Source organism: Leptospira mtsangambouensis (assembly GCF_004770475.1).
GTDB classification, from domain to species: domain Bacteria; phylum Spirochaetota; class Leptospiria; order Leptospirales; family Leptospiraceae; genus Leptospira_A; species Leptospira_A mtsangambouensis.
The window spans coordinates 618,288-642,492 of sequence record NZ_RQHK01000002.1; the positions used below are offsets into that span (position 1 = coordinate 618,288).

Sequence of the window (24,205 nt, forward strand, 5' to 3'; positions counted from 1 at the left end):
AGTCATTGTTTTCGTTTTTTTAAGAATAACTTGGAGAATTGTATTAGTTTTTCTCGAATCTTCGGTGAAAGACCTACGGATACATTGATTCGAAAATGTTTGTCCCAATGTTTGGAAAGCCCAAAAAGAGATCCTGGAGCAATGGCCATTCCTATTTTTTTAGATTCACTTAGTAATTTGTCACCATCTAACGGTGATTTGATCCATAATACAAATCCTCCATCAGGTTTTTGGATTTCAAGTGTTTCGGCACTATGGAAGGATAAAAGTTTTATATACTCATCAGTGAGTTTTTGGTATTCCGAACGTAAAAATTTGAGATGCCTTTCATAAGTTTGTAATTTTAAAAATTGTAGGACTGCCATTTGGGTCGGGTTGTTTTCTGAAATTTTATAAGCTCTTGTTTGTTTACTCAATTCACGAATTCCCGTTTTGGATGCCACCCAACCCATCCGAAGTCCAGGAGCAATGGTTTTAGAAAACGAAGAACAAAGATAAGATTTGGGACCTTTGGGTTCTGTGGGAAAATAACTCACTAAAGGTTTGGGTCTTGTGCCTGAAAAATATAAATCTCCATAAATATCATCTTCTACTAAATGAATCCCATACAAATAAGAAATTTTTGCAAGGTTTTGTTTTGTTAAATCACTTAAAAGAATTCCGTTCGGATTATTGAAGTTAGCTGAAAATAAAAATACTTTTGGTTTGTGTCGTTTGATTAATTTTTCATATTCATCACAAGAGATCCCTTCTTCTTTTCTATAGGGAATTTCTACAACTTTTAGCTTGAGCACTTCTAAAATTTGAAATAATCCAACGTAAATGGGAGAAGGAACAATCACTGTATCACCCGGTTCTGTTGTACTCAGTAAGGAAAAGGTAATGGCTTCTGTACATCCACTCGTGATTTGGATTTGTTCTGTGTTTGTTCTATACCCGTGAATGGAAGTGCGTTTGCTAATCCATTCTCGTAAACCAGGGTTTCCTTGTAAGTCACCATAGGTAAAAATTTCTTTGTATCTAAGTGCTTTTTTAAAAGAAGAGGTAAGGGCACCGAGTGGAAGATAAAAATCAGAAGGAATGGCAGCACCAAAAGAGATCAGTTTGGGATCCATCACTGTGTTCATAATTTGTTGGATCCGATCATCCGCTTCCACGGCTGGATAAAATTCATTTTGTGGTCCAGAGATGACAGTGCGAATATTGGGATGTACAAAGTATCCTGACTGGGGAACCACAAAGATATAACCTTCTTCTTCTAGAATTCGATAGGCCTCCTTTGCAGTGGTGAGGCTACAGGACTTTAAACTTTGGATTTCTCTAAGGGAAGGAATCCTTTCTCCTTCGGAGTAATACCCCGACTTAATTTCAGTTTTAAGATTGGTGGCTAATTGTTTGTATTTTGTCATGAAACTGTATACTAATAGTTTGAGTTAACTGTATATGGACAGTTGCCTCTACTTTTGATATTCTAATACTATGAAAACGGAAATGCCAAGTATTTTTTCTGCTAAACGAACTTCTTTTGTTCGCACTTCGGTCATTCGTGAAATTTTAAAACTGACTGTTGAAAATTCGGATATTCTTTCTTTTGCAGGAGGACTTCCTAACCCTAACTTACTTCCGAAAGATGTTTTAAACACAGTGATGGAGTCTGTGGTAAAAGAAAATATTTCGACTGCGTTTCAATATGGTGATTCCTCTGGGTATCTCCCACTTCGAACAGTAATTTCAAATAAACTAACTGACGTTTATTGGTCAACGCCCGAATCCATCACCATCACTCACGGATCCCAACAAGGGCTTGATATTTTAGGAAAAATGTTTATGGATCCAGATACCAATGTTTTATTGGAAGACCCTGTGTATTTGGGAGCATTGCAGGCATTTTCTCCATACAATCCAAATTTTTTTAGTGTTCCCATCGAACCCGATGGACCCAATTTATATTGGTTGGAAGAAATTGTATCACAAAACAAAATTCATGTTTTTTATGTTAATCCATCCTACCAGAATCCTTCTACCTATACTTGGTCTTTGGAAAAAAGAAAACAAATTGCAAAAATCCTAGATGAAAAAGAAATCATTCTCATCGAAGATGAAGCATATCGGTATTTGGATTTTAATGGAATCGTTTATCCTTCTGTCAGTTCTTTTCGGAAACGAAGTGACCTAACATTTGTTCTTGGAAGTTTTTCTAAAATTTTATCTCCTGGGTTTCGGTTGGGTTGGACGGTAGTGCCAGAGCTATACCGATCTCTTTTTACTGCGATCAAACAAGGAAACGATTTGAATTCCAACCAATTTTCACAAGTGGTTGTTTCTAAACTTATGAATGTTTTGGATTGGAAAGGTCATCTGCATTCCATTCAAAAATTTTATTCCGATAAAAAAGAAACTTTGGTTTCTCTTTTGAAAGAAAATCTTCCAGAAGCTCGGTTTAGTATTCCCGAAGGAGGAATGTTCCTTTGGGTAGAATATCCGAAAGTTTCTTCCAAAGAACTTATGGAACGTTGTCTTACAAGCGGTGTGGCGATGGTACCTGGATCTGAGTTTTCTCCTGCAAGCCGTTCATCCTCGTATTTTCGAATGAACTTTAGTTTTTTGGAAAAAGAAGACTTGGAACTTGGAGTCAAACGAATCACTAAAGTGTATCGAGACATAAATACGTGACATGTGTTTAGTATTTTTTTCTTGACACTACTATTCGTTTGTTTACTTATTAAGTATGAAGCCTGCTGTCACAAAAGCTTTGTATCCTAAATTTTCTGTTTTGAGTTTGGAAGAAAAACTAGAGGTCCTGAAAGAAGATCCTACCTTTCGCCTACTGGTCGACCAGATCTATCAAAACTATAAGGAAAACAGGTCCACGGTCATTCTTTGATTTGCCTAGACTAAGGATTCTCGCTTCTATGGAAACAAAGTAGGTAATCATGAATTTAGAACTAAATCCCCAAGAAACAAAACACCTTTTGAATGCACTTGCTGTATTCGAATGGGTGAGTAATTCCCCCCATGAAGAAACAGATCCATCTGTGGACGAATTCATCCAATCCATCTTAAAAAAACTTTCTGCAGAAAAAGAAAGTCCCATCGTTTCAGAAAACGGACTTTATACCATCTCAGAAGAATATTTTCAGGAAGTATTTGAGTCTTATATCGAACCTTATAACGATGATATATTCTGGACAGATCTTTCTACAGAACTTGCCCAAAGAGATTTGGAACAAAAAGTATCTGCAAAAGATTTGGAAGCACTGAGCCCGGAAGATTATGAAAACAAGGTCGCCAAAGAAGCAGAAAAGTATGATACGGAATTTGAAAAAAACGGTGTGGATAATTTATTCTTAAAAAAATAAAGAAAGTTTGGGAAAAGGTTTTATGAAGTTTTTTCCCATTCGATAAGAACCATCGTTTGGTCATCCTCTTGTTCTTCTCTCCCTTGGAAGAGGAAAAGTTGGATGACAAGTTCGGCAAGCACTCTTTCCGATTCTTTCTGTGAGTAATCCACAAGAATCTTTTGGATTCGTTCCATTCCAAACTCTTCTCTAGTTTCATTTTTTTGTTCCAACATCCCGTCGGTAAAAAGTAAAATCCTATCTCCCATTGCCATTTGGAATTGTTTTTGTGTATAGGGTTGGTCTTTTTTGAGACCAATGATATTTCCTGTTCGATCTAAAATGATTTGTTCCCCCGAGGACTGAAAGATTTGGTTGGGGTGACCAGCTGACGAATAGTAGACGGTTTTTGTTTTCGTATCTATATCTAATAAAAATCCAGAAAAAACAATTTTAAGACCAGAGAACTTATTTTGAATCTTTTGATTGAGATGGTTCATTAAATCATCTGTTTTGGTGATGAAACGTTTGATGGCTTCATATTCGGATTTAATGGCCATCGTATACAATGCCGCTTGAATTCCGTGCCCTGTCGCATCGGCGACAAAAAAACGAACGGTTCCATTATCCAATTCAAAGATATCATAAAAATCTCCACCCACTTCTCCTTGTGGTTGGAAATAAAGATGGATCTTCAAATGTTCAAATTTGATTCCATCTTCTGGAAGGATCTTTTGTTGGATTTTTTTGGCAAGAAGGAGGTCTTTTTTGATTCGATTCAAAGAAGAGTTTAATTGAAACGTTCTTTCCGAAACAATTTGTTCCAAATTTTCTGTGACTGCTAGTAAGGATTCATTGCTAATCTTTAAACTTTCAGCAAGTTCCTCTGCACGGATAAAAGCATTGGCAATCCGACTCGAAAGAATCAGAGATTGGATAAAAATAAAACAGAGTAGGGCATAAGGTGTCAGACCAATCCCTCGGTTGTTTACACTGTGGCGCAAAATATCAAAGGCAACAGAAAATGCTAAAATAAGAAGTCCTAAAAAGAATAATTTGGAATTGGGCCTTTTGTTAAATACTGCCTTAAAGTTGATATGGATGACATAGCCGATTGTAAAAAATGCCAACACTTGGAATCCATACAATAAAATCGTAAACACAGATATCGGTAAAAATAACGTAAAAGAAAAAGCAATACTGGCAATGAGTACAGAACGTACATATTTTGGATTGGATTCTTTTGGAAATAGGGAATAGATAAAAAGTAGGAAGGTGGGAACAGCAAAATAAAAAGAGGCAAACTCGATTCGAAATGCAGTGGGCCAATGAAGGCTAGGAAAGAGTTCTAAAACATACCTTTCACCTGTAAAGGCGAGCCGAATCCCCAGTAAAAAACAAAAGACAGCAAAGTAAAATATAGAAGTTTCTTTTCTTTTGTAAAAGTACAATCCAAAATGATAAAGACCAATGAGAACAAGTGCTCCGAGCAAAAAAAGTTCACGTGCATTGGCGAGCATCTTCTCTCGGTCCAAAGCATTTTTATTTCCAAGGCTCGGAATGGCCCAAAACCCTCCGAAGTTGTTATCATAGTTGGCGATATGAAACACAAGTTCGATGACTTCATTGTCAGGGATAAGGGTATAATACTTGGATTTGATTCTTGGCGTATCATCAAATTGGTTGATCCCCGGTTTTCCCTGTCCGCCAATCAAAATCCCATTGGCAAAAAAACGATAGGAGGAAGCAACATCGGGGATATAAATTCTTAATTCTTGTCCTACGGTTTGTTTACTAATATAAATGAACGCGCGTAAGGTGACGTGCCCTGTCCTTGGTAACTCTTCCCCACCAAATTCCTCGTCTTGCCAAGAACTAGGGATGGCCAGATATCCTGTGAGTGGTTTTTCTCCATGAAAGGGGGGATAATGGAAATCACCATAATACAATTCCCATTCCCCTTGTAAGTCTACAATGGTATCTTCTTTGAAAGTAAGTTCCCTTAAATCGAGAACCCCTTGGCGGAACCGGTGTGGTTCTTCCTGTTCCGGATTCAGACAGGCTAGCTGCAAAACCAGGAGAGAAAAAACTCCCGTTAGTAGAATTAGTTTTCGCATAAACGGATTTTAGTTTTTTCTTTGTACAGGATAGAACTAATTTCGTCCAGAATATCCTATCACATCCATAAAAGCAGAAACAGAAAATACAGCCTTTCCTGGACCAGGTTCCCCGTATCCTGGAGGAGTGGGGAGGCCATAGTATTCAAAGGTTTCTTTCCAAGCCCGTAACAATTCACAAAAATACACAAGCGGTGGGCCTGCTTGTTGGCCAAGAGTTGTATATGGTTCTGGACACCATGCAGTGAATCTCGGAACAATTCCTTTCGACATAAAAAAGTCTAAACCTTGTTTTGTGGAAGTGATGGCTTCGGCGACCGTTTTAAATCCCCATGGTTCGGAAAGTTCCACTCCACCCACAAAGTTAGGAATTACATTTTCGGGACCAAAGACTTCTGCAGAATCCACAACCCTTCGAATCCAATTTTCATAACCAATCCAACTAGACTTTCCAGGACAGATTTTTTCAAAGAGAGCTTTGTCCCAAACTTCATAGTTCGGGTGATAAATTTGGATCCCTGCATCTTTAAACTTTTGGCAGTCTTCTTTTTCAAAGGCTTGTGCCACCAGTTTTCCCATCCAACGTTTTGGGAATCTTGCTTCGATTGCCTCTGGATACTGGAGGTAAAAATCAACTTCTGATTTTTTCTTGAGGTTGGTAAGGACGGATCCACCCGTAATGGTATACACCTTAGCAATTTGGTCTTCCGCATCCACCCAAGAAAGGACTTCTAAAATATCTTCCACATCCTTCACACCTGTGTAAGGTCGACCTGCCCCTTTTTGTTGGCGGTAGTTGTGGTTGATATCACAATAAGCACATTCTTCATCTTTTCCAAAGTATTGGCAGTTTCGAAATACGGTGAGATACAAAAGGTAACCCCATTCAATCACAGGTGCTACCTCTCCCGGTAATTTTCCCGATTTGGTTTTGTGTCTGTACCAAGAAGGGATAGGAGGATACTCAGCACTCCCAATTTCCGTTTCTTCTAAATACAAAGTAGGAATTCCTTCCTTTGATTTCATTTTATAAGGAGAGTTCGGGTTGTTTCTTGTGGAGATCACTGTTTTTAAAAGGCCGAAATGACCACCTGAAATTTTGATCTCTTCTGGTGCTTTGGTATCGGCTCCGTCTTTTAAGTCAGCAAGCGGGATATGGTCGAAGGAAAAGATAAAATAGTCTTTGGATTTATAAGGATCTTTCACTTGAAAGGATTCGGGTAAAAAGTGAATGCCCTGTCTTAGGATGTCTTGTTTGACAATGGCTTCCATTGGTAGGTCTTTGTACAACCTTTCCATTTCTTCCAGGAGTTTGATGGAGGAGGCGGGTCTTTGGTTCAGTGTAGAGGTTTCAGCCATAATGGGAGTTTTTTTCTTCCTGTATCTTAGACAAAGCGATTTTCAAAGGAAAACCCCTTCTTTTCCCTTGAAAATGCCCCGATTCAGGGAAAAATGCTGAATATTCGTTTACAAATCCGGTCACTAAATTATTTTTTTTCCGAACTAATGAAATTTTTTTCATTCTAGAAAAAAATACAAAAAAGCTGGGAATTTCTAAACCCTCAGTTTGTTGATTAGAGTAACGAAAGTTGAATTTCACTAAGGGACAGGACGATATGAAAGCATCGAAACTAACCATAATGGGCTTAGCACTTCTTTTCACTGGTCTTACAGTTTGTAAGAAACCAGATGCAGAAGTGTCTGAAGCACCAAAAAAACCAGCAGATTTATCTGCGGTAGTCGTATTTGCGGTCGGAGATTCAAAAATCCAACACGCAGACCAAACAGAAGAAAAAGCACAGCTTGGTGCCCTTCTGAAATCCGGGGATAACGTAGTCACAGGCGACAATGGAAAAGTAGACATCCAATTTGCGGATGGATCGAGCATTCGTATCTCTCCTAAGTCCGCGATTGACTTTGCGAAACTCTCCCAAGACAATTCTGGAACTACAGACACTCAAATTGCTCTGGTTTCAGGAAAGGTATTTGCGAAAGTCAACAAAGCTAAGAAAGAAGACAACTTTACTGTCGTAACACCAACTGCGATTGCGGGTGTGCGAGGAACGTCTTTTATCGTAGAAGCTGCAGAGGGAAAACCTGCGAAAGTAAAAGTAGTTGAAGGTGCGGTTGCATTTGCTCCACGTGTTCCTGCTCTAGAAAAACTTTCTACAGAAGAAATCTCTGGAAATGCTGACTTGAAAAAACTCCAAGAGTCTCTTGCAAAAGCAGAAGTCATCCTAGAGAAAGACCAAGCATCCACTCAATCTGCAAAATCTGCTGATCTTGCAAAGGCTGCTGACATCCAAACTTTGGACTTGAACAAAGCTTTCAAAACTTCTGAAAAAGAGAAGTTGGTTGTTGAAAATGCAAAACTCACTAAGAACGAAGAGCAAGAAATCAAAACCATCGTAACAGTTGATAAAAAAACTGCAGAAGAAATTGCAAAACTTAGCGAAACAGCTCAAACTGAAAAGTTAGATGAGTTGAAAAAACAAGAAATTGATGCTAAGAGACATGCAATCGAAGGTGAAGTTGCAAAACGCCAAGAAGAAGAGAAGAAAAAATTCGAAGATTCTTTGGCTAACCAACCTAAAGAATTTAAGTCTAAAAAAGACATCGTAAACTACTACGAAAGAATTGAAAAAATCGTTCTAGTAGACGGAAAAACAGTGATTGGAGCGATCATCAACCAAGAAAACGGACAGTTGATTGTTCACACTGAAAATGGTGTTAAGAGAATTGATATGGATAATGTAGAAGAAGTCATTTACGACCTTCAACAAAAATCTAAATTCTAAATAAACCAACCCTTACGTAGAAAAGAAGCCTGGAGAAAAATCTTCAGGCTTTTTTTATGTACTATTGTTTTTTTGTTATTTAAACGCTGATCAATTTTCTTTGGATTTGTATTCGTTCCAAAGAATACGGATGGCACTGATGAGTGGACTTGCTTCAATTAATAGTAAGTTGGATTCGTATTTCACAAGTAAGGTGCTATTTCCAAATCGATCCATTTCTCCCCATTCTACTTGTAAATCAGGCAAATGAGATAAGGCTTTTTGGATGAGGACTTTTACTTCAAAGTCAGTTAAGGTCTCTCCGATTTCGCTTAGGTCTTTTAATATGGAGAAAAAGAAAGTTTTGGCAAGTTCCTCCCTAAACGCCTCTAATTGTTCCTGGTCCATACTTTATGTTTCGGACCAATCAGTTTGCTTCGTCTGAAAAATATTCCTCTGCATGGTAGGAAGACCGAACGAGTGGGCCAGAGGCTACTGTTTTGAATCCAGTTCGGTAAGCAAATTCCTTCCAAAATTCAAAAGCTTCGGGTTTTATAAATTCTTGCACAGGGTAGTGGGTGGGGCCGGGTTGAAGGTATTGGCCAATGGTAAGCATGCGAACTCCATGTTGGAAAAGATCTTCCAAACATTGTTTTACGTCTTCTTCCCTTTCCCCAAGTCCTAAAATGAGTCCACTTTTTGTAAGGAAACCGTGTTTTGCAATGTGAGCTAAAACCTCAAGTGAACGTTTGTAGTTTTTCTGTGGTGTGATAGTGGGGAAAAGTCGCTCCACAGTTTCAATGTTGTGATTGATGATATTGGGTTTTGTCGCATAGAGAATTTGTAAGGATTCCTCTTTGGCTTTAAAATCGGGGATCAGCACTTCGATCGAACAAGTCGGACGATAGGTTTTGATTTTGGTTATGGTTTCTGCAAAGTGGCCTGCTCCCCCATCTTTGAGATCGTCACGGTTGACGGCAGTAAGCACCACATGTCGTAATTCCAGTTCTGCTACGGATCTTGCCACTCGTTCCGGTTCTTCTAAATCGAGGGGATTTGGTTTTCCAAAGGCAACATCACAGTATTGGCATCGCCTTGTACAAATATCCCCTGACAACATATAGGTCGCAGTCCTGCGGTTCCAGCAGTGGTTAAGGTTCGGGCAACTGGCGGATTCGCAAACTGTATGTAGTTTTTTGGATTCGACCTCTTCTCGCACTTTGGATAGGGCATCCCCTTCCGTGGGAAAACTCACTCTCACTTTCATCCAGGAAGGAAGGTCCACCCGGGGGCTGATATTTTTAGAGCGAGGTTTCTTTTTTAGCGGATTCATACCTTCTTTAGACTTTTTGAAATGAGGCCACTTTGTAAAATGGAAAATCATGAGGATCAACGCATTTCTAGCCAAATTAGGTCTCGGTTCCCGTAGGAAAGTAGAAGAGTTGGTTCTCTCCGGAAGAATCAAAGTCAATGGAAGTACCATCACAGACCTTTCGTTTCAGGTTTCTTTAGAGGATTCGGTGAGTTTTGATGGCAAAGCAGTGCAAATGGAAGAGGAGTCGACCAAACGACCCAAAATCATTGCTTTCAATAAACCTGCTGGTTACTTAACTTCCCACGAAGACAAATTCCACGAAAATACTATTTTTTCCCTTCTTCCGGAAGGTTTCCAAAAATACAATTATGCCGGTCGTTTGGATTTGGATTCTCGCGGACTTTTGCTTTTATCCATTGATGGAGATTTTATTCAAAAAGTCACACACCCAAGAAACAAAATAGATAAAGAGTATATCATCAGTTTAAAACAACCAGTGGCGTGGAAGGCCATTGCCGATGAGTTTATGTTAGGTGTAAGAGAAGGTGGTGATACTCTTCGGGCTCTGTCAGTAAAACCAGCAAATGTAGTCCCCGAAAAAACAGCCCCCGGTTTCACGAGTTACCTAAGTATCATCCTAAAAGAAGGGAAAAAACGCCAAATTCGCAGAATGTGCAAGGCAAAGGAAATGGTAGTTCTCGATCTCTATCGGATTCGGATCGGAAAATTGGATTTACGCGATTTTGTTCTGGATGAAGGGAAATATAAAGTTGTGACCGAAGAACAGGTTCTTGGAAAACCAACTGCTTAATTTAGTTGAAGAATCCAATCCGCTCTTAAAATTGTGAGGTTAGGGGATTTGTTTTTTTGAAATCAAAACCGTTTTTATTTTATCCTGTGGTTCTGTTTCTTTTTATCTTTCTTGTAGATAAAATTTTTCTTTTGCCTGTCTTCCATCATGATTTCCTTCAGGCCGGGAATTCGGTTTTTTATTACCAAAGAAAGGTTCTGGTCGATCGGTTACTCGCAGACAAGGAGGCACAAGAAAAAAACCTCGCACTTGTTTTTGGTGACTCTCGGTCCTATCCTTTTTCTGAATTAGGAATTCCAGATCCTTATAAGAAAACTTGGACTCTCTATAATTTCAGTAGCCCACAAGGAATTCCGATGAATTCCTATATCCAATTAAAAGAATTATTGGAAAAGGGTGTCACTCCTGAGTTTGTCATTCTTTCTCTCAGTCCAGAAGCTTTTGATGATAATAAAGGTTTTATCCTTTCCCCATTCCTTCGCATGGGTTGTAACAAAGAATGTTTGGATATCGTATGGAAAGACATCCCTCTCAAAGAAAAATGGACATATTTTTTGGATAAACTTTTTGTGATCCGAAGTATGGAGTTGAATTTATCTTTATTCAGTTCTCGCCTCAAACAGGGAAAATTAAAAGAATACAATCCTCGATACAACCAAGAGTTCCAACTCATCAACTTCAGTAAAGGTGAGTATCTAATGTATGGAGTTCAGTCCAATCCGATTGAAAAAATCAAAAAAGACACAGTTCGTATTGGAAGTTTGTATATGAGCACCTATACTTTGGGAGAATCCCAAAAACCTTATGTAGAAGCTTTTTTAGACCTCACTCGTAAAAATAAAATTAAAACTTTGGTTCTTTGGCCAAAGGTTTATAGCGACTATTATAAATATTATGAAAAGTTTCATATAAAAGAAGTTTGGTGGGAACCGATTGAATTGCTTACCACATCTTACGGTGCCCACACACTCAATTGGAACAAGGAAGGCACTTGTGATTTATTTAACGATGCCTCTCACCAATCCGCTTTTTGTTTTATCGACCAAATGAAAGATATTTGGGTAAGTTACGCTGAAAAGTAGATTTAAGAACATTCCTTATAAAATCAAAGCCCCCCTTCGAGTGGACCGTCCCAAACGGTCCCTTCGGTTTGCGATTTGGAGTTTGATTAGTAGTACTGTTTCCATCTGGTCCATCCTTGCGATTACAAACTTATCAGGACATTCTCTTCTGATTGGTTCGTTTGGAGCTACGGCGGTGTTACTTTTCGCTGTACCGGATGCACCTCTTTCCCAACCCCGAAATTTGATTGGTGGGCATTTGATCTCGGCTACCATTGCTGTGATCCTTGTGGCAACTCTCGGTACCAACTTTTTTACCATTGGAGTTTCTGTCGGACTTTCGATTTTTGTGATGTATTTAACGCACACCTTACACCCGCCAGGTGGTGCAACTGCAATGATTGGAGTTCTTGGAGGAGTGGGTGTGGATTTTATATTGTTTCCCGTTTTGATTGGGGTGATGATCCTACTCGTGAATGCACTCGTAGTGAATAATTTGGTCCACCACCGAAAGTATCCGGTGGTGTGGTTTTAAGTTTTTACCAGTTTAATTTTTTTGAATCTTCAACAAACTTCGCAAGACCACTATCAGTGAGTGGGTGTTTGAAAAGCATTTCAAATACAGAATACGGTAGGGTTACACAATCTGCTCCACGAAGTGCTACTTCTTTGAAATGGATGGGATGGCGAACCGATGCTGCAAGGATTTGTGTTTCGATTCCATAGTTGTCATAAATGTCTCGGATTTCAGAGATGAGTTCCAATCCATCATATCCAATATCATCCAAACGACCCACAAAAGGGGAGATGAAACTTGCTCCAGCTTTGGCTGCAAGTAAAGCTTGGTTGGCAGTGAAACATAAGGTTACATTGGTTTGGATTCCTTGGTCAGAGAACGCTTTTACTGCTTTGATTCCTTCTGGAATTAAGGGAACTTTTACGACAACGTTTTCTGCAATTTTAGAAAGTTCTAAACCTTCTTTGATCATTGTAGGAGCGTCAGTGGCGAGAACTTCTGCACTCACTGGTCCTTTTACAAAACTACAAATTTCTTTGATGACTTCCGTGAACTTACGGCCGGATTTTGCGATGATGGATGGGTTTGTGGTGATCCCATCTAGGAGACCAAGTTCATGGACTTTTTTGATTTCGTCTATGTTGGCTGTGTCTAAAAATAAATTCATTTTGCCTCGTCTGGATGGCCTGGTAGAACCAAGCCTCACGAGACAGGGTAACTACGGGATTAAATCCCGCAAGGTTTTTGTTTCTTGAACGCTGAAGAAATCGACATAATCCTTAGCGATCACCTCTTTGAGATTGGCAGAAAAATAATCAATCCTACGTGTATATGGAGCTTTTTTATAACCTTCTCTCCATACTACGGCAAATCCGCCACGAGGAGGGTTCTCACGTCTTTCGACCAGTTCCCAAATGGCAGCTCCAGAAACCTTATCATCCCCGATGGCTTCCTTCCTTGGTTTTCCATATTTTTTTTCCATCTTCTCTTTGATTTTTTCAGAGGGAACTAAATTGAAAGTCACACCAACAGAGAAGAGGATTCCATTTTCGCGAAATTCAGTTTGCCCATCAATGGAAGGATCGGATTCAGGCGCTCCTTCGCGTTTGGGACGAACTTCTTTTAATAATTCAGGAGTTTTATAAAAACGATAGAGATAGAAGATTCCATTTCGTTTGATGAGAAGGCTTTCCTCTTTTTTTTCATTTAAGAGTTCGATCTTTTCCTTCGATTCCGGATTGGTTGCCATGGACAAAAACTTTTCGCGAATAGATTCAAAGGTCATCCCCCAAGAAGCTTCCGCAAATCCATCCAAACTATTCGGAATTTCTGTTTGGGCAGAGAGAAGGCTAGGGAGGAGGAAAAGAAGGAAAATCAGATATTTCTTCATAGGATTCCTATCGGTCAAAATTTCAAAAAAGAGAACCTGTTTCTTACTTAAAATCATCCTGGAAGGGGTCATCTCCCAAACCAAAATCGTCTGCCTCATTGGTAAATGGTCCTTCCTCTTCTTCTTCCCAAACATTTTTTTCTTCCGGATTGGTAGTAGAATTTGAAGGTGCACCCCAGTCATCGTCTGACTCATAAGAATAGGAAGAGCTACTTTCCTCAAAACTCATACCGAAGATAGGTTCCCTGTTCCAAAGAAAAATAAGGACTGGAATTTGTAAAAAAACAAGGAGTAAGTAAAACAAAAAGAAAAGGTCGCGGTCGAGACCATAGTGTACGGCACCCGCAGCCAAATTTCCTAATGCCAGACCAGAAAGGGTGGGTTTGGCGAGTGCCAAAGTACGCTCTCCACGGTAAGCCTCCTTTAAGAAGGGAAAGGAAAAGAAAAGTGCCAAAAAGAAAATGGGCATATGAAAGATATGTTCAAATGGCCCAGGCCCCTTTTCACCAAGGACGGAACCCAGAAGAGACCAAAGCCAAACAAAAAGGGCACTTCCGAAAAATGCCCCAGACCCATAGATTAAATTTCCCCCTGATTCCAAAACATCCAGGCAGATGCGGAACACATCCCCACGAATCTCAGTTAGTTCTTCTCTGCGGTAATTGGTTTTTTTAGAAAAGAATAGAATCTTTACGTAATAAACAATTACCGCAGTCACCAAACAAAAGAAGGCGAGAAATAGGAGGAAAAGAAAAAATTCCATTAGTGACGGAAATGCCTCATTCCAGTGAAGACCATAATGAGTCCGTGTTCGTCAGCAGCTTGGATGACTTCTTCATCACGGATGGATCCACCTGGTTGGATGATGGCTTTTGCACCCACTTTGGCAATGGAATCAATTCCATCACGGAAGGGAAAAAATGCATCACTTCCCACATAAGAACCAACAACCGAGAGTCCTACTTTTTGGGCCTTCATGGCACCAAGCTCCACCGAGTCCACACGAGACATTTGTCCTGCACCAATTCCAAGCGTTGAGTTTTGGTCAGTGTAAACAATGGCATTGGATTTGATGAACTTCACACAGTTCCAAGCAAACATCAAACCTTCTAAATCATCTGCGGTTGGTTGTTTTTTCGAGACCACTTTTAGTTTGTCTTTTGTGATGAGATCATAATCACGATTTTGGATGAGAAGTCCGTGGTGGAGAGAACGTAAATCAAGTTCATCCAAGGCTTCATCAAATTTTGCAATAGGGATCAAACGAATGTTAGGTTTTTTCCCGAAAATTTCGAGTGCTTCTTCAGAAAAACTTTCAGCAATCACACCTTCTACAAAGTTTTTTGTGATTTCTTCTGCGGCATCTTTTTCCACGCGACCATGAATTCCAATGATTCCACCGAAAGCAGAAATTGGATCTGTTTTTCTCGCTAGTTCAAAGGACTCAAGGACGTTTTCCCCAAAAGCGATCCCACATGGGTTTAAATGTTTTACGATCGAAACTGCATTTTTGGGAAGAAGGCTTGCTACATGAAAAGCAGCGTCAAAATCCAACATATTATTGAAGGAGAGTTCTTTTCCTTGTAAGGCTTCAAACTGTGATTTGATAAATAGCGGTTCATAAAACGCGGCATCTTGGTGTGGATTTTCGCCGTATCTGAGTTTTTGTTTTTTGTTAAAAGCAAAAGTGATTTTATCAGGGTATTTGATATCTAACTTTTTATTAAAGAAAGTGGAGATCGCAGAATCATAAGATGCAGTTTCTGAGAAAACTTTGGCTGCATATTGAAAGGCGGTTTCCCGAGATACTTTTCCTTTGTTTGCCGTAAACTCTGCTTGGAAAGACTCGTAATCTTTTGGGTCAGTAAGAACCACAACGTTTTTATGATTTTTTGCCGCCGAACGAAGCATAGATGGTCCACCAATATCGATGTTTTCGATTGCATCTTCAAGGGTTACATCTGGTTTCATGACTGTTTTGACAAAAGGATAAAGGTTCACAATCACGAGTGTGATGGGAACAATTCCATTCGCTTCCATTTGTTTGACATGGTCTGGGTTTGTTGTGTCACCAAGAAGGCCACCATGGATTTTGGGATGGAGGGTTTTCACTCGGCCGTGGAGGATCTCTGGAAAACCAGTAAACTCATCTACCTTTTTCACAGGAATTCCCGCTTTGGAGAGGGCATCATAAGTTCCGCCTGTGGAAAGAATTTCCACTCCGTTTTTGGCGAGGAAGGAACAGATTTCTGTAATTCCGGCTTTGTCGGATACGGATACGAGTGCTCGTTTGATTTCGATCATTTTAGGATTTCTACCTTTCGTTCTTTGATTTTTAATTTATCTTCACAAAACAGTTGTATAGCGAGCGGAAGGATTTTATGTTCTTCCGCAAGGATTGCAAGGGATAGTTCTTTTTCATTCCATTCGGGGGCAATGGCAATCGCTTTTTGCAAAATGATGGGACCCGTATCCACACCTTCTTCCACAAAGTGAACCGTACAACCTGCAACCTTGACCCCGTAGTCCAGGGCTTGTTTTTGGGAATCGAGGCCTGGGAAAGCGGGTAGGAGACTTGGATGTACATTGATGATTTGGCTTTGGAACCGGCGCACAAATTCTGGTTTCAGAATTCGCATATAACCGCAGGCCACAATTAGATCTGGAGAGTAGGTTTCCACTTCCCCCAGCAGATCTTTATGGTAGTCGACCTTTTGGGGATAGCTGGTGTAGGGAATGACTTTTGTAGGGATTCCAAAGGATTTGGCAATCCCTAGAGCCTTTGCTTCCGGATTGTCTGTCACAAGGGCCACCAGGTCAAGCTTTAGCTTTTTTTTACGAATGTACTCGACAGAAGCGGTAAAATTGGACCCTCTTCCCGAGGCCAAAAAAACTACACGTTTTATTTTTCCCATGTGATATTCTAAGAATATTCACTTGGGTCATTAAGCAAGTATCCTTTTTGGTCGATGGGAATACTCAGGAGAAAAAAATGTCGCTTGCGAGAAAAACCGGTGCCTCTGCTTACAATGAATACAAAGCCAATGAGATATCTACCGTTAGCCAAATCAAACTAATCGTGATGCTTTTTGACGGAGCCATCCGATTCCTTGGTGTGGCCAAAGACAATATGACTCCCCGAAAGTATGATGTTGTGAACAACAATATCATCAAAACCCAAGACATCATTACGGAACTTTTGCTCTCTCTCAATATGGAAGAGGGGAAAGAAGTCGCAAATAATCTTCTGTCATTATATGTTTATTTGAAGAAAAGATTGTTAGAAGCCAATATGCGTAAGGATAAGGTGATCATTGAAGAGTGTATCAAAATCCTAATTGAGTTAAAAATCTCTTGGGAAGAGTTAGAAAAAAAAGACGCTCCAAATCCAAACACAGCTCCTGGCAACCGTCCTACGGGAATCTCCATCACTGGTTAATGAAAAACTTTATGATTTCTTCCAAACATTCCACAAAACAACTTCTTGAAAAAAAAATTCAGGCACTCGATTCTCTTATTTCTAATTTAAAAAGAGAAGAGGAACTACTTTCCTATCGTGATGCCGATTCCGCAGTGAAGATTGAATTTAAAAATGAAATCATTGTTAGAAAGTTAGAGGCAGTGGACCGGGAACTTTGGGAAAGGCAAGAGATGGAAGTTTATACGGAAGAAGAAATTGCCATTTCAGAAACTGTCTTTGCAAAGTTGGATGAAGCAAGAAACCTCCAACAAAAAGTGCAAGAATTGCTTGTTTTTGAAATGAATGAGAGTAAAAAAGAATATTGGGAATTCAGTATCAAACGGCGATTGAAATCGCATTTGATCCAGTCCTCCGGCCTCTCATGGACAAAAAATTACTGTTAAATGATTCCCTTCATTTTTTAGGCCTTAGTGATGGGTTTACCGAATCAGAACTCAAAGAATCCTACCATAAACTCGCCAAAAAATACCATCCAGATTCTGGTGAGTTTACCAGTGATGTGATGTTTTTGGAGTTAAACAAACATTACGAATCCTTAAAGGACCATCTCCTCATCCATCCAGAAGATGATTTTTCACTCTTGGTGAGTGGTGAGGTTCGTGGAGATTCGGAAGTTCCTCCAATAACAAAACCTTCCAAAGATCCCGTCTTTCATGAATATAAATTGGCCAAAGAAAAAGAAACAGAGGCCATTTTACGTTATTATGAAAAACGAAACCTCCATCCCATTGAACTTTCAGAAAGTTTGAATAAGGAACTTGTGCAGTTGCGTAAAGACTTAGAACCAGTCCTTTCTGTTTATGCAGAGATTTTAAAAAAACATCCATCTAGCCTTTGGGCAAATGATGCCAAAGATTCCTTAGATCGACTTCGTGTTTGGTGGAGTTAAAATAAAAAAGCCGGAGTAGAACCCCGGCTTTCCCTTTTAACTATCTTTTTAAAGATAGTTTAGAAATTACGGTGAAGGTGCTGCTGCCTCTCCACCCAATAATCCTAAAGAAATGTCTGGAATCCAACTGATGAGGATCAAACCAATCAGAAATAGTCCCACAATGGGTGCTACTGATTGGATGACTTTCCCTAACGGTTGTTTGAAGATTCCCGAAGCTACAAATAGGTTCACACCCACCGGTGGTGTCAGGTAACCAATTTCCAAGTTCACAATCATAATGATTCCGAAGTGAACTGGATTGATTCCGTAGTTGACGGCCATTGGTGCCAGTAGCGGTGCAAGAACCAGGATTGCACTCATGATATCCATAAACATTCCCACGATGAGTAACAAAACGTTTACTCCGATGAGGAAAGTCACAGGGCTTGAAATGAGTTCAGACATTGTTGCAACGAGATTTTGTGGAATTTCGTTTTCGATCATGAACTTGTTCAAACTGACTGCAAGGATTAGGATGAGGAATAGAATCCCTAACATCTCAGCACTTTCTGCCATAATTTTTGGAATTTTAGGGAAACTCAGTTCTTTATGAATGAACACTTCCACAAGGATTGCATAAAACACTGCGATGGCTGCTGATTCTGTTGCCGTGAAGAATCCAGAATAAATTCCTCCGAGAATGACCACAGGCATAAGAAGGGCAAGAACACCTTCTTTCCAAGCAGTACGAATTTCTGCCCAGTCCCATTTTCCTCGACCCACATTTCCCGCACGTAACACGGAGTAGATCATGAGGAGTGTCATGAGTAAAATTCCAGGACCAATCCCTGCAATGAAAAGATCAGTTACAGAAACTCCCACCATAATTGCATATACGATCATAGGAATACTTGGCGGAATGATGATCCCAAGTGTTCCTCCAGAAGCAAGTAGACCCATTGAAAACTGAGTAGGGTATCCGGCTTTTGTAAGAGAAGGATACATGAGTCCACCAATGGCAATGAGTGTCACCGGTGAAGATCCAGAAATGGCTGCAAAGATCCCACATGAAAATACACCTGCAATCGCAAGTCCTGCCGGAATGGGTGCAGTCATCGCTTGGGCAATCCGAATGAGCCTTCTTGCAATACTTCCATGGGTCATCAAATTTCCTGCGATGATGAAAAGAGGAATTGCTAGAAGAATTTCTTTATCACCTGCAAAGAACAAATCTCCAATGATACTATTGAGTTCTTGTAAAGATTCAAGAGGTGGATCTGGTAAAAAGTAATAACAATAAACCGTGATGGCACCCATCAGTACAATGAGTGGTTGTCTGAGTAAAATTAAAGCGAGTAAGAGTAGGAGTATTCCCCAAGAACCCATTAGTGATTCCCCCGTGAATTCGATTCGGAAAGTTCTTTTTCCGCAAGTTCCAAAGCCTCAGTGGCTTCATTGATATCAGAAGGAATGAGTGCCGGAAAAATTCCATAACAGAGATGTCTAAAACCCATAGAGAGAAATATGTAGGGAAATATCATTTGGACTTTCCATAGATGAATTTCTGTTACAGGATTTACTTCATCTAAGCTGATACTTTCTAGAACATAAATGACTGATAAGTAAGCTAGGAATAAAAAGAATAAGGCAATCACCCACTGTTCGATGATTTTTACGTAATGTAGAATCGCCTTTGGTAATACTTTATCTGCAATTTCTGGACGTAGGTGTGAACCCTTGGCACTGGCGAGTGCAGATCCGAAAAGACCACCCCATAACATAAAATAGAGGGAAAGTTTTTGTGCCCAAATGATTCCACCAAGGCCTAACCACTCTAAAAATCCTGCAGTCCCACCATGAATGGATTCTGCAATGTAAACACTCCAGTCGCCGACAAAACCGGCAACACTGGTATTGGGATAGGCTTCTGTGACATCCATTACCCAATTGAAAACTTTATCGATTACCTCTCGTTTGGAAACGTCAGCAATCATGAGAAGAGTGAGCAGAAGGAAACAAATTCCTCCCGCCCATTTCTCGCCGAAACTCAAAGTATTTAGAATTCGTTCGACGAATTTCATGTATCTATATCCTTCCTTAACTTATCCGCCGCAAGCTGCTTTTGCTTTTTGGATTTTGTCGAAGATCATTTTGGACTGACCTCCAATTTTACCTACTACTTGGCCAGAAACGGCATTTGCTGCTGCTTTAAATCCCGCCAAATCAGCGTTAGAAGGTTCATAAACTTGGACATCCGCTTTTTTCAAAGTGGCAATCATGTTCTTCTCAATGGAACGAACTGCTTGTCTTGCCCCTGGAGCAAGTTTGTTTCCTTCTCCCATAAGAGTTTTCTTTTGGTCATCGTTGAGAGTGTCCCAAAACTTTTTGGAATAAAGGATGGCTGCTGGTTGGTAGATATGGCGTGTTAAAGTGAAGTATTTAATCGCTGTTTGCCATTCTGCTGCCAAAGTAAAAAGAGGAGTGTTGTCAAATCCTTCTACCACACCTGTTTGTAGGGAAGGAAGAACTTCTGGGATGGCAATCGGAATTCCACTCACACCCAATTGTTTCCAATACGCAATATGAACTGGAGATTCTTGGATTCGGATTTTGATTCCTTTTAAGTCATCAGGAGATTTGACAGGAGCGGATTTTGTTCCAATAGATCGATATCCATTTTCAGCCCAAGTCACAAAGATGAGACCTTTTGCTTCAAAAAGTTTACGAAAGTCTTCTTGTAAGTGGTCGTCAAGAACACAGTCCGCCTGTGCATAAGAGTTAAAAAGGTATGGGATTTCTAATACGTTTAATTCTTTGACAGTGTTTGCAAGAGCCCCTGCTGTAAGACCAGCACCTTGCAGTTTCCCGCGAATCACTTGTTGGAGGATTTCATTTTCTCCACCCATTTGTCCACCAGGGTAAATTTTAAATTTAATTTGGCCTTGTGATTCCGACTCAATTTTCTTTTTGATTTTAGCAAGTTCGTTTGCCCACGGAGATCCTTCCGGTGCAACGGTTGCTAATTTAACGGTTGTTTGGGCAAATAAACCCCCACTGATGGTGAGGGTGATACTTACACAAACTAAATACTTTAATTGTCTTAAAAACATCTAGTTCTCCTAGTAAACTTGATTATAGTTCGTCGAGTAATTTCTTTGCTTTACGTTGTTCTACAATTTGATCCGCTTCAATTTCTGGAAGGGAAGCTGCTTTGCCTTTCAGAACAAAATCCAATTGTTTTTTGAATTTGTCTTCATTTCCTTTAAGGCTACTTTCAGCATACAAAACTCGGACCGCGAAGTAGTTCGGGTGTTTTGCAATTGCTTCTTCAAAAAGTTTGGCTGCGAGTTTTTTATCTCCTGTAGGAGATAGAGCATTACTTGCTGCATCATATCTAAGAGTTGCTGAGTAGAAATATTCTTTTCCCATGGATTTTTCGATTTCTTTCACTCGATTTACCATTGCAGAAAAGTTGGAACGGTTTGCTAGTAATGTGGTAAAACCTACCATTCGAGACCATTTTGCAAGGGATGCATATCTCCAGTAGAGAGCATCGATGTCTTGTGGGCCAAGAACATCCAAGGATTTTTCAATTGCCAGTTTTTCTTTGACTACCTTGTCTCTAAATTTTGGATTCAATGCAAGGGCTGCTTCACACCAAGTCACGGCAGCATCATAATATTGGATGGACTCTTCTTTCACTTTTTCGTCTACATCCGAATCACCTGTAAGTTTTAACCAAAGGTGTCCGTCACTTAATAGATAGTTTCCACGGCAGAGTAACACTTTTACGTCAGAGTATTGTGGGTTCTCAGCGGCAAATTTTTCTAAACCAACAAGGGCTAGTCTTAGGTCTTGTTCGTTTTGACGGTTCTTCCAAAGTTTTTCGAGGTCAGCTGGAAGTTTTGCTGGGGTTGTCGCTCGCTCTACATTTGAGTCAGAGATTTTGGTTTGTCTTGATTTTCCGCAAGCAACAACAGAAACGAGAACAAGAGTTGCGATTGCGATTTTTGACCAATGTTTTGTTTGGTACATTTTGTATCATCCTCCAAAGATTTTTTGGGACCAAAGATCCCTTTTTATTTGTATCCTCAAGTTCCTAGTTTGGGGCAAATTTTTAGAAATATTCTAAAAAAGCCCAAAGAATTCCCATGATTCCGGAAAAAAATACACGCATTTGACTTAAATGCAAGAAAGTTTTATTTTAAGGGACAATAAGAGCATTGGAAGACATGGAAACCTTATACGAACTGGTGCTATTCTGTAAATTCACAGAAAGACCCAGGGTCCGCATTGCAATGTAGGTTCCGGGAGTGAGGGTGGAAAAAATGCGACAGGAAACACCTGTGGTATTGGGATTTGTGGAAGGATCAATTTCGAAAGTATATTCGAGGGGTTGGACAATGGCTGCCTGGGCTAAAATGCAGGAATCCCCCATATTGAGGTCTGTTGGATTTTGGGCCAAGTTTTCCGTGGCACCGGAGTAAATCCGGTAACCTTGGAAGATAAACTCCGGGTTTTGGGCCCTTACCTTGATGGTAAAATTAGAATTTCCATTGTTTGTGATGGAAATTAAGGTTGGAGGGGCTTGTACTGAGGCCGTTGTGGAGTAATTTGTGCAAGCAGACACAATGAAACCAAAGAAAATAAGGATCGAAAAACGGAATAAAAAGAGAGCAGTGTTCATCTAGTTTTCGCCTCTGGATTCGCGGTGTTTCCTCCGCCACCAATAGAAGGCCAGTCCGGCAATGCTTATACCGACAAGAACCAAAATGATAGTTTGTCCATTGCGAACCCAGACCATCAATTCATCAAAATTATGGGCCCCGAAATACCCCAAATAGACCCAAATAGGAACCGAAATCAAGGCAGCAAACCCATCGGTTAGGAAAAAACGAATGAAACTAATTTGTTTAGAAGTGCCAGCAGTGAAAAAAATGGGCATTCGAAGTCCAGGCATAAAACGCCCAAAAAAAACAACCCAACGTCCATATTTTTTGAATTGTTCGCGGACTTTGTCAAATCTTTCGGGGTGAAGGACGGTTCTCAATACGGGAAGGGTGAGGGCCTTCTCTCCGTAATAACTACCGAGCCAAAAAACAAAGGCATCGCCCAGAAGGACTCCAGCCATCCCTACAAAGAACATGATATGTACATTGGCATAACCCAAACCGGAGATGACACCACCAGCAGTCAGGGAAATGTCTTCTGGAACCGGAAGTCCAAATCCACAAAGGATCAGAATTCCAAAAACGGCAAAATAACCGTATTGCATAAAAATGGAAACTAGAGTTTGTAGAAAGTCCATGAGGGATTTATACTGATTTTATGGTTTCGTTGAAAAAGGAAAGAGATTTATGAAGAAAGGGAGAAACTGGCTCCTAGAAGAAGAAGAAAAAATCCTCGCCCCTTATGCTGTTCGGAGTAAAAATCCGGGAGAAAGAGAGCACTTCGAACCGGAACATCCATACAGACTTCCCTTTCAAAGAGATAGAGATCGTATCATTCATTCACATGCATTCAAACGATTGGAGTACAAAACCCAAGTCTTTGTCTACTCGGAAGGGGATCATTTTCGAAATCGACTCACTCATACATTAGAAGTGGCTGGGATTTCTAAAACCATTTCAAAAGTTCTTGGTTTGAATGAAGATTTGAGTGAAACCATTGCCTTAGCACATGATTTAGGGCATTCTCCTTTTGGTCATGCGGGCCAAGAAGCACTTTCAGAACTTATGCGAGGGCAAGGTGGATTTGAGCACAACAAACAGTCGTTACGTGTGGTTCAAAAATTAGAACGTCGGTATCCTGAATTTCCTGGTCTTAACCTTTGTGGTGAAACTTTGCTTGGGATTATGAAACACGGAGGTGATTACGAATCCTCTGAACTACTCGATGTTCGGCGAGACTTAGGGCCTTCTCTGGAAGCGATGGTAGTGGATAGTTCCGATGAAATTACATACAGTGCACATGATTTAGAAGATGGATTAGAAAGTGGACTTTTGGAACTTGCCGATGTAAAGGAACTGGATATTTGGAAACGAATGGAAGAAGCACTTCCTAAAATCAGCTCTTTTGATATTGATTCTTTTTCAAGATCGGCTGGAAGGGTTTTACTCAACTTAATGGTATCGGATTTGATCGATCACATTGAAGAACAATTACAAAAGTTTTCGATTTCTTCAAGGGAGGATGTTTCCATCGCCTTCCAAACGCAAAAAAAATTGGTTCAATTTTCGCCGGAGTTCCAAAACGAATTTAAAGAACTCAAAGCATTTTTGTTTCGCAAACTTTACCGCCACCCAGAAGTATCCCGAATGAGCGAAAGGGGAAAGGAAACAATATTTTTGTTATTTAAACATTTTGAATCTCATCCTGAGTCCATCCCTGAATCATATCGAAACCGAGAAGAAGAAGAAGGAAGAGCACGAGTCATTTGTGACTACATTGCTGGGATGACGGATCGGTATGCCATTGAAAAGTTAAAACGAGAAGGGATTCTCTGGTTTCCTTACTAGTGGATTGGA

The 24,205-nt window shown here is 40.0% G+C and carries 27 protein-coding genes; 11 read left to right on the forward strand and 16 right to left on the reverse strand.

Annotated features, from left to right (window positions below; all coding sequences use genetic code 11):
• Window positions 1-2: 2 nt before the first annotated feature.
• Window positions 3-1,409: an aminotransferase-like domain-containing protein gene (locus EHR01_RS02735; protein ID WP_135693067.1), complete on the reverse strand. Its 1,407-nt coding sequence runs from the start codon at window positions 1,407-1,409 to the stop codon at window positions 3-5.
• A 70-nt stretch (window positions 1,410-1,479) separates the two neighbouring features.
• Here EHR01_RS02735 and EHR01_RS02740 point away from each other — a divergent pair, with 70 nt between their 5' ends.
• From EHR01_RS02740 to EHR01_RS02745, 3 genes are read left to right on the forward strand one after another with little or no spacing between them, the layout of a single operon-like run.
• Window positions 1,480-2,673 (forward strand): aminotransferase-like domain-containing protein, encoded by a 1,194-nt coding sequence (locus tag EHR01_RS02740; RefSeq protein ID WP_135693068.1) that lies wholly within the window; start codon window positions 1,480-1,482, stop codon window positions 2,671-2,673.
• Between the two features lie 55 nt (window positions 2,674-2,728).
• Window positions 2,729-2,884: a hypothetical protein gene (locus EHR01_RS19185; RefSeq protein WP_020777551.1), complete on the forward strand. Its 156-nt coding sequence runs from the start codon at window positions 2,729-2,731 to the stop codon at window positions 2,882-2,884.
• 49 nt (window positions 2,885-2,933) lie between these two features.
• Window positions 2,934-3,359 carry a hypothetical protein gene (locus EHR01_RS02745; protein WP_135693069.1) on the forward strand — a complete coding sequence of 142 codons (426 nt, stop codon included), beginning with the start codon at window positions 2,934-2,936 and terminating at the stop codon, window positions 3,357-3,359.
• 20 nt (window positions 3,360-3,379) lie between these two features.
• Here EHR01_RS02745 and EHR01_RS02750 read toward each other — a convergent pair whose 3' ends face one another.
• Window positions 3,380-5,455 (reverse strand): PP2C family protein-serine/threonine phosphatase, encoded by a 2,076-nt coding sequence (locus EHR01_RS02750; RefSeq protein ID WP_135693070.1) that lies wholly within the window; start codon window positions 5,453-5,455, stop codon window positions 3,380-3,382.
• A 36-nt stretch (window positions 5,456-5,491) separates the two neighbouring features.
• On the reverse strand, window positions 5,492-6,814 hold the full coding sequence (locus tag EHR01_RS02755; protein WP_135693071.1) for a radical SAM protein: 1,323 nt from the start codon (window positions 6,812-6,814) through the stop codon (window positions 5,492-5,494).
• 257 nt (window positions 6,815-7,071) lie between these two features.
• Between EHR01_RS02755 and EHR01_RS02760 the strand changes: the two genes are divergently transcribed.
• Window positions 7,072-8,253, forward strand: a complete 1,182-nt coding sequence (locus tag EHR01_RS02760) for a lipoprotein LipL45 (protein WP_135693072.1) — start codon at window positions 7,072-7,074, stop codon at window positions 8,251-8,253.
• Window positions 8,254-8,343: 90 nt separating this feature from the next.
• Here the strand turns inward: EHR01_RS02760 and EHR01_RS02765 are convergent, their stop codons facing one another.
• Both EHR01_RS02765 and lipA read right to left on the reverse strand, forming a co-directional pair.
• A complete protein-coding gene (locus tag EHR01_RS02765) occupies window positions 8,344-8,640 on the reverse strand; it encodes a hypothetical protein (RefSeq protein WP_135693073.1) in 297 nt (98 codons plus the stop codon).
• 19 nt (window positions 8,641-8,659) lie between these two features.
• On the reverse strand, window positions 8,660-9,565 hold the full coding sequence (gene lipA / locus EHR01_RS02770; protein ID WP_208721726.1) for a lipoyl synthase: 906 nt from the start codon (window positions 9,563-9,565) through the stop codon (window positions 8,660-8,662).
• 49 nt (window positions 9,566-9,614) lie between these two features.
• Here lipA and EHR01_RS02775 point away from each other — a divergent pair, with 49 nt between their 5' ends.
• From EHR01_RS02775 to EHR01_RS02785, 3 genes are read left to right on the forward strand one after another with little or no spacing between them, the layout of a single operon-like run.
• Window positions 9,615-10,358 carry a pseudouridine synthase gene (locus EHR01_RS02775; protein WP_135693075.1) on the forward strand — a complete coding sequence of 248 codons (744 nt, stop codon included), beginning with the start codon at window positions 9,615-9,617 and terminating at the stop codon, window positions 10,356-10,358.
• A gap of 56 nt (window positions 10,359-10,414) precedes the next feature.
• Window positions 10,415-11,440 carry a DUF1574 domain-containing protein gene (locus tag EHR01_RS02780; protein WP_135693076.1) on the forward strand — a complete coding sequence of 342 codons (1,026 nt, stop codon included), beginning with the start codon at window positions 10,415-10,417 and terminating at the stop codon, window positions 11,438-11,440.
• A 40-nt stretch (window positions 11,441-11,480) separates the two neighbouring features.
• Window positions 11,481-11,954 carry an HPP family protein gene (locus tag EHR01_RS02785; protein ID WP_425269970.1) on the forward strand — a complete coding sequence of 158 codons (474 nt, stop codon included), beginning with the start codon at window positions 11,481-11,483 and terminating at the stop codon, window positions 11,952-11,954.
• 4 nt (window positions 11,955-11,958) lie between these two features.
• On the opposite strand, the gene fsa is transcribed toward EHR01_RS02785, so the two are convergent.
• From fsa to purN, 5 genes are read right to left on the reverse strand one after another with little or no spacing between them, the layout of a single operon-like run.
• On the reverse strand, window positions 11,959-12,603 hold the full coding sequence (gene fsa, locus EHR01_RS02790; protein ID WP_100742700.1) for a fructose-6-phosphate aldolase: 645 nt from the start codon (window positions 12,601-12,603) through the stop codon (window positions 11,959-11,961).
• Window positions 12,604-12,654: 51 nt separating this feature from the next.
• Window positions 12,655-13,326 carry a hypothetical protein gene (locus EHR01_RS02795; protein ID WP_208721727.1) on the reverse strand — a complete coding sequence of 224 codons (672 nt, stop codon included), beginning with the start codon at window positions 13,324-13,326 and terminating at the stop codon, window positions 12,655-12,657.
• Between the two features lie 43 nt (window positions 13,327-13,369).
• Window positions 13,370-14,089, reverse strand: coding sequence for a hypothetical protein (locus EHR01_RS02800; protein ID WP_135693079.1), 720 nt, complete (start codon window positions 14,087-14,089; stop codon window positions 13,370-13,372).
• Window positions 14,089-15,630 (reverse strand): bifunctional phosphoribosylaminoimidazolecarboxamide formyltransferase/IMP cyclohydrolase, encoded by a 1,542-nt coding sequence (gene purH, locus EHR01_RS02805; RefSeq protein WP_135693080.1) that lies wholly within the window; start codon window positions 15,628-15,630, stop codon window positions 14,089-14,091. Before purH ends, EHR01_RS02800 begins: the two co-directional genes overlap by 1 nt.
• Complete coding sequence (gene purN, locus EHR01_RS02810) at window positions 15,627-16,241, reverse strand: phosphoribosylglycinamide formyltransferase (RefSeq protein ID WP_135693081.1); 615 nt, start codon at window positions 16,239-16,241, stop codon at window positions 15,627-15,629. Before purN ends, purH begins: the two co-directional genes overlap by 4 nt.
• Window positions 16,242-16,318: 77 nt before the next feature.
• Between purN and fliS the strand changes: the two genes are divergently transcribed.
• The 3 genes from fliS to EHR01_RS02825 are packed head-to-tail and all read left to right on the forward strand — an operon-like array spanning window position 16,319 to window position 17,696.
• Window positions 16,319-16,765, forward strand: a complete 447-nt coding sequence (fliS, locus tag EHR01_RS02815) for a flagellar export chaperone FliS (protein ID WP_135693082.1) — start codon at window positions 16,319-16,321, stop codon at window positions 16,763-16,765.
• Between the two features lie 11 nt (window positions 16,766-16,776).
• Window positions 16,777-17,190, forward strand: coding sequence for a flagellar protein FlgN (locus EHR01_RS02820; RefSeq protein ID WP_135693083.1), 414 nt, complete (start codon window positions 16,777-16,779; stop codon window positions 17,188-17,190).
• Window positions 17,169-17,696, forward strand: coding sequence for a J domain-containing protein (locus EHR01_RS02825; RefSeq protein ID WP_135693084.1), 528 nt, complete (start codon window positions 17,169-17,171; stop codon window positions 17,694-17,696). Before EHR01_RS02820 ends, EHR01_RS02825 begins: the two co-directional genes overlap by 22 nt.
• Window positions 17,697-17,762: 66 nt before the next feature.
• On the opposite strand, the gene EHR01_RS02830 is transcribed toward EHR01_RS02825, so the two are convergent.
• From EHR01_RS02830 to EHR01_RS02855, 6 genes are all read right to left on the reverse strand, one after another.
• Entirely contained in the window at window positions 17,763-19,064 is a 1,302-nt protein-coding gene (locus EHR01_RS02830) for a TRAP transporter large permease (RefSeq protein ID WP_135693085.1), read from the reverse strand.
• A complete protein-coding gene (locus EHR01_RS02835; protein ID WP_135693086.1) occupies window positions 19,064-19,759 on the reverse strand; it encodes a TRAP transporter small permease in 696 nt (231 codons plus the stop codon). The genes EHR01_RS02830 and EHR01_RS02835 overlap by 1 nt, the downstream gene beginning before the upstream one ends.
• Before the next feature lie 21 nt (window positions 19,760-19,780).
• Window positions 19,781-20,788, reverse strand: coding sequence for a TRAP transporter substrate-binding protein DctP (dctP, locus tag EHR01_RS02840; RefSeq protein WP_135693087.1), 1,008 nt, complete (start codon window positions 20,786-20,788; stop codon window positions 19,781-19,783).
• A 22-nt stretch (window positions 20,789-20,810) separates the two neighbouring features.
• Window positions 20,811-21,713, reverse strand: coding sequence for a TRAP transporter TatT component family protein (locus EHR01_RS02845; RefSeq protein WP_135693088.1), 903 nt, complete (start codon window positions 21,711-21,713; stop codon window positions 20,811-20,813).
• A 169-nt stretch (window positions 21,714-21,882) separates the two neighbouring features.
• Window positions 21,883-22,365, reverse strand: coding sequence for an LIC11661 family lipoprotein (locus EHR01_RS02850; protein WP_135693089.1), 483 nt, complete (start codon window positions 22,363-22,365; stop codon window positions 21,883-21,885).
• Window positions 22,366-22,986, reverse strand: a complete 621-nt coding sequence (locus EHR01_RS02855) for a DedA family protein (RefSeq protein ID WP_135693090.1) — start codon at window positions 22,984-22,986, stop codon at window positions 22,366-22,368.
• Window positions 22,987-23,035: 49 nt separating this feature from the next.
• Between EHR01_RS02855 and EHR01_RS02860 the strand changes: the two genes are divergently transcribed.
• Window positions 23,036-24,196: a deoxyguanosinetriphosphate triphosphohydrolase gene (locus EHR01_RS02860; protein ID WP_135693091.1), complete on the forward strand. Its 1,161-nt coding sequence runs from the start codon at window positions 23,036-23,038 to the stop codon at window positions 24,194-24,196.
• Window positions 24,197-24,205 lie beyond the last annotated feature (9 nt).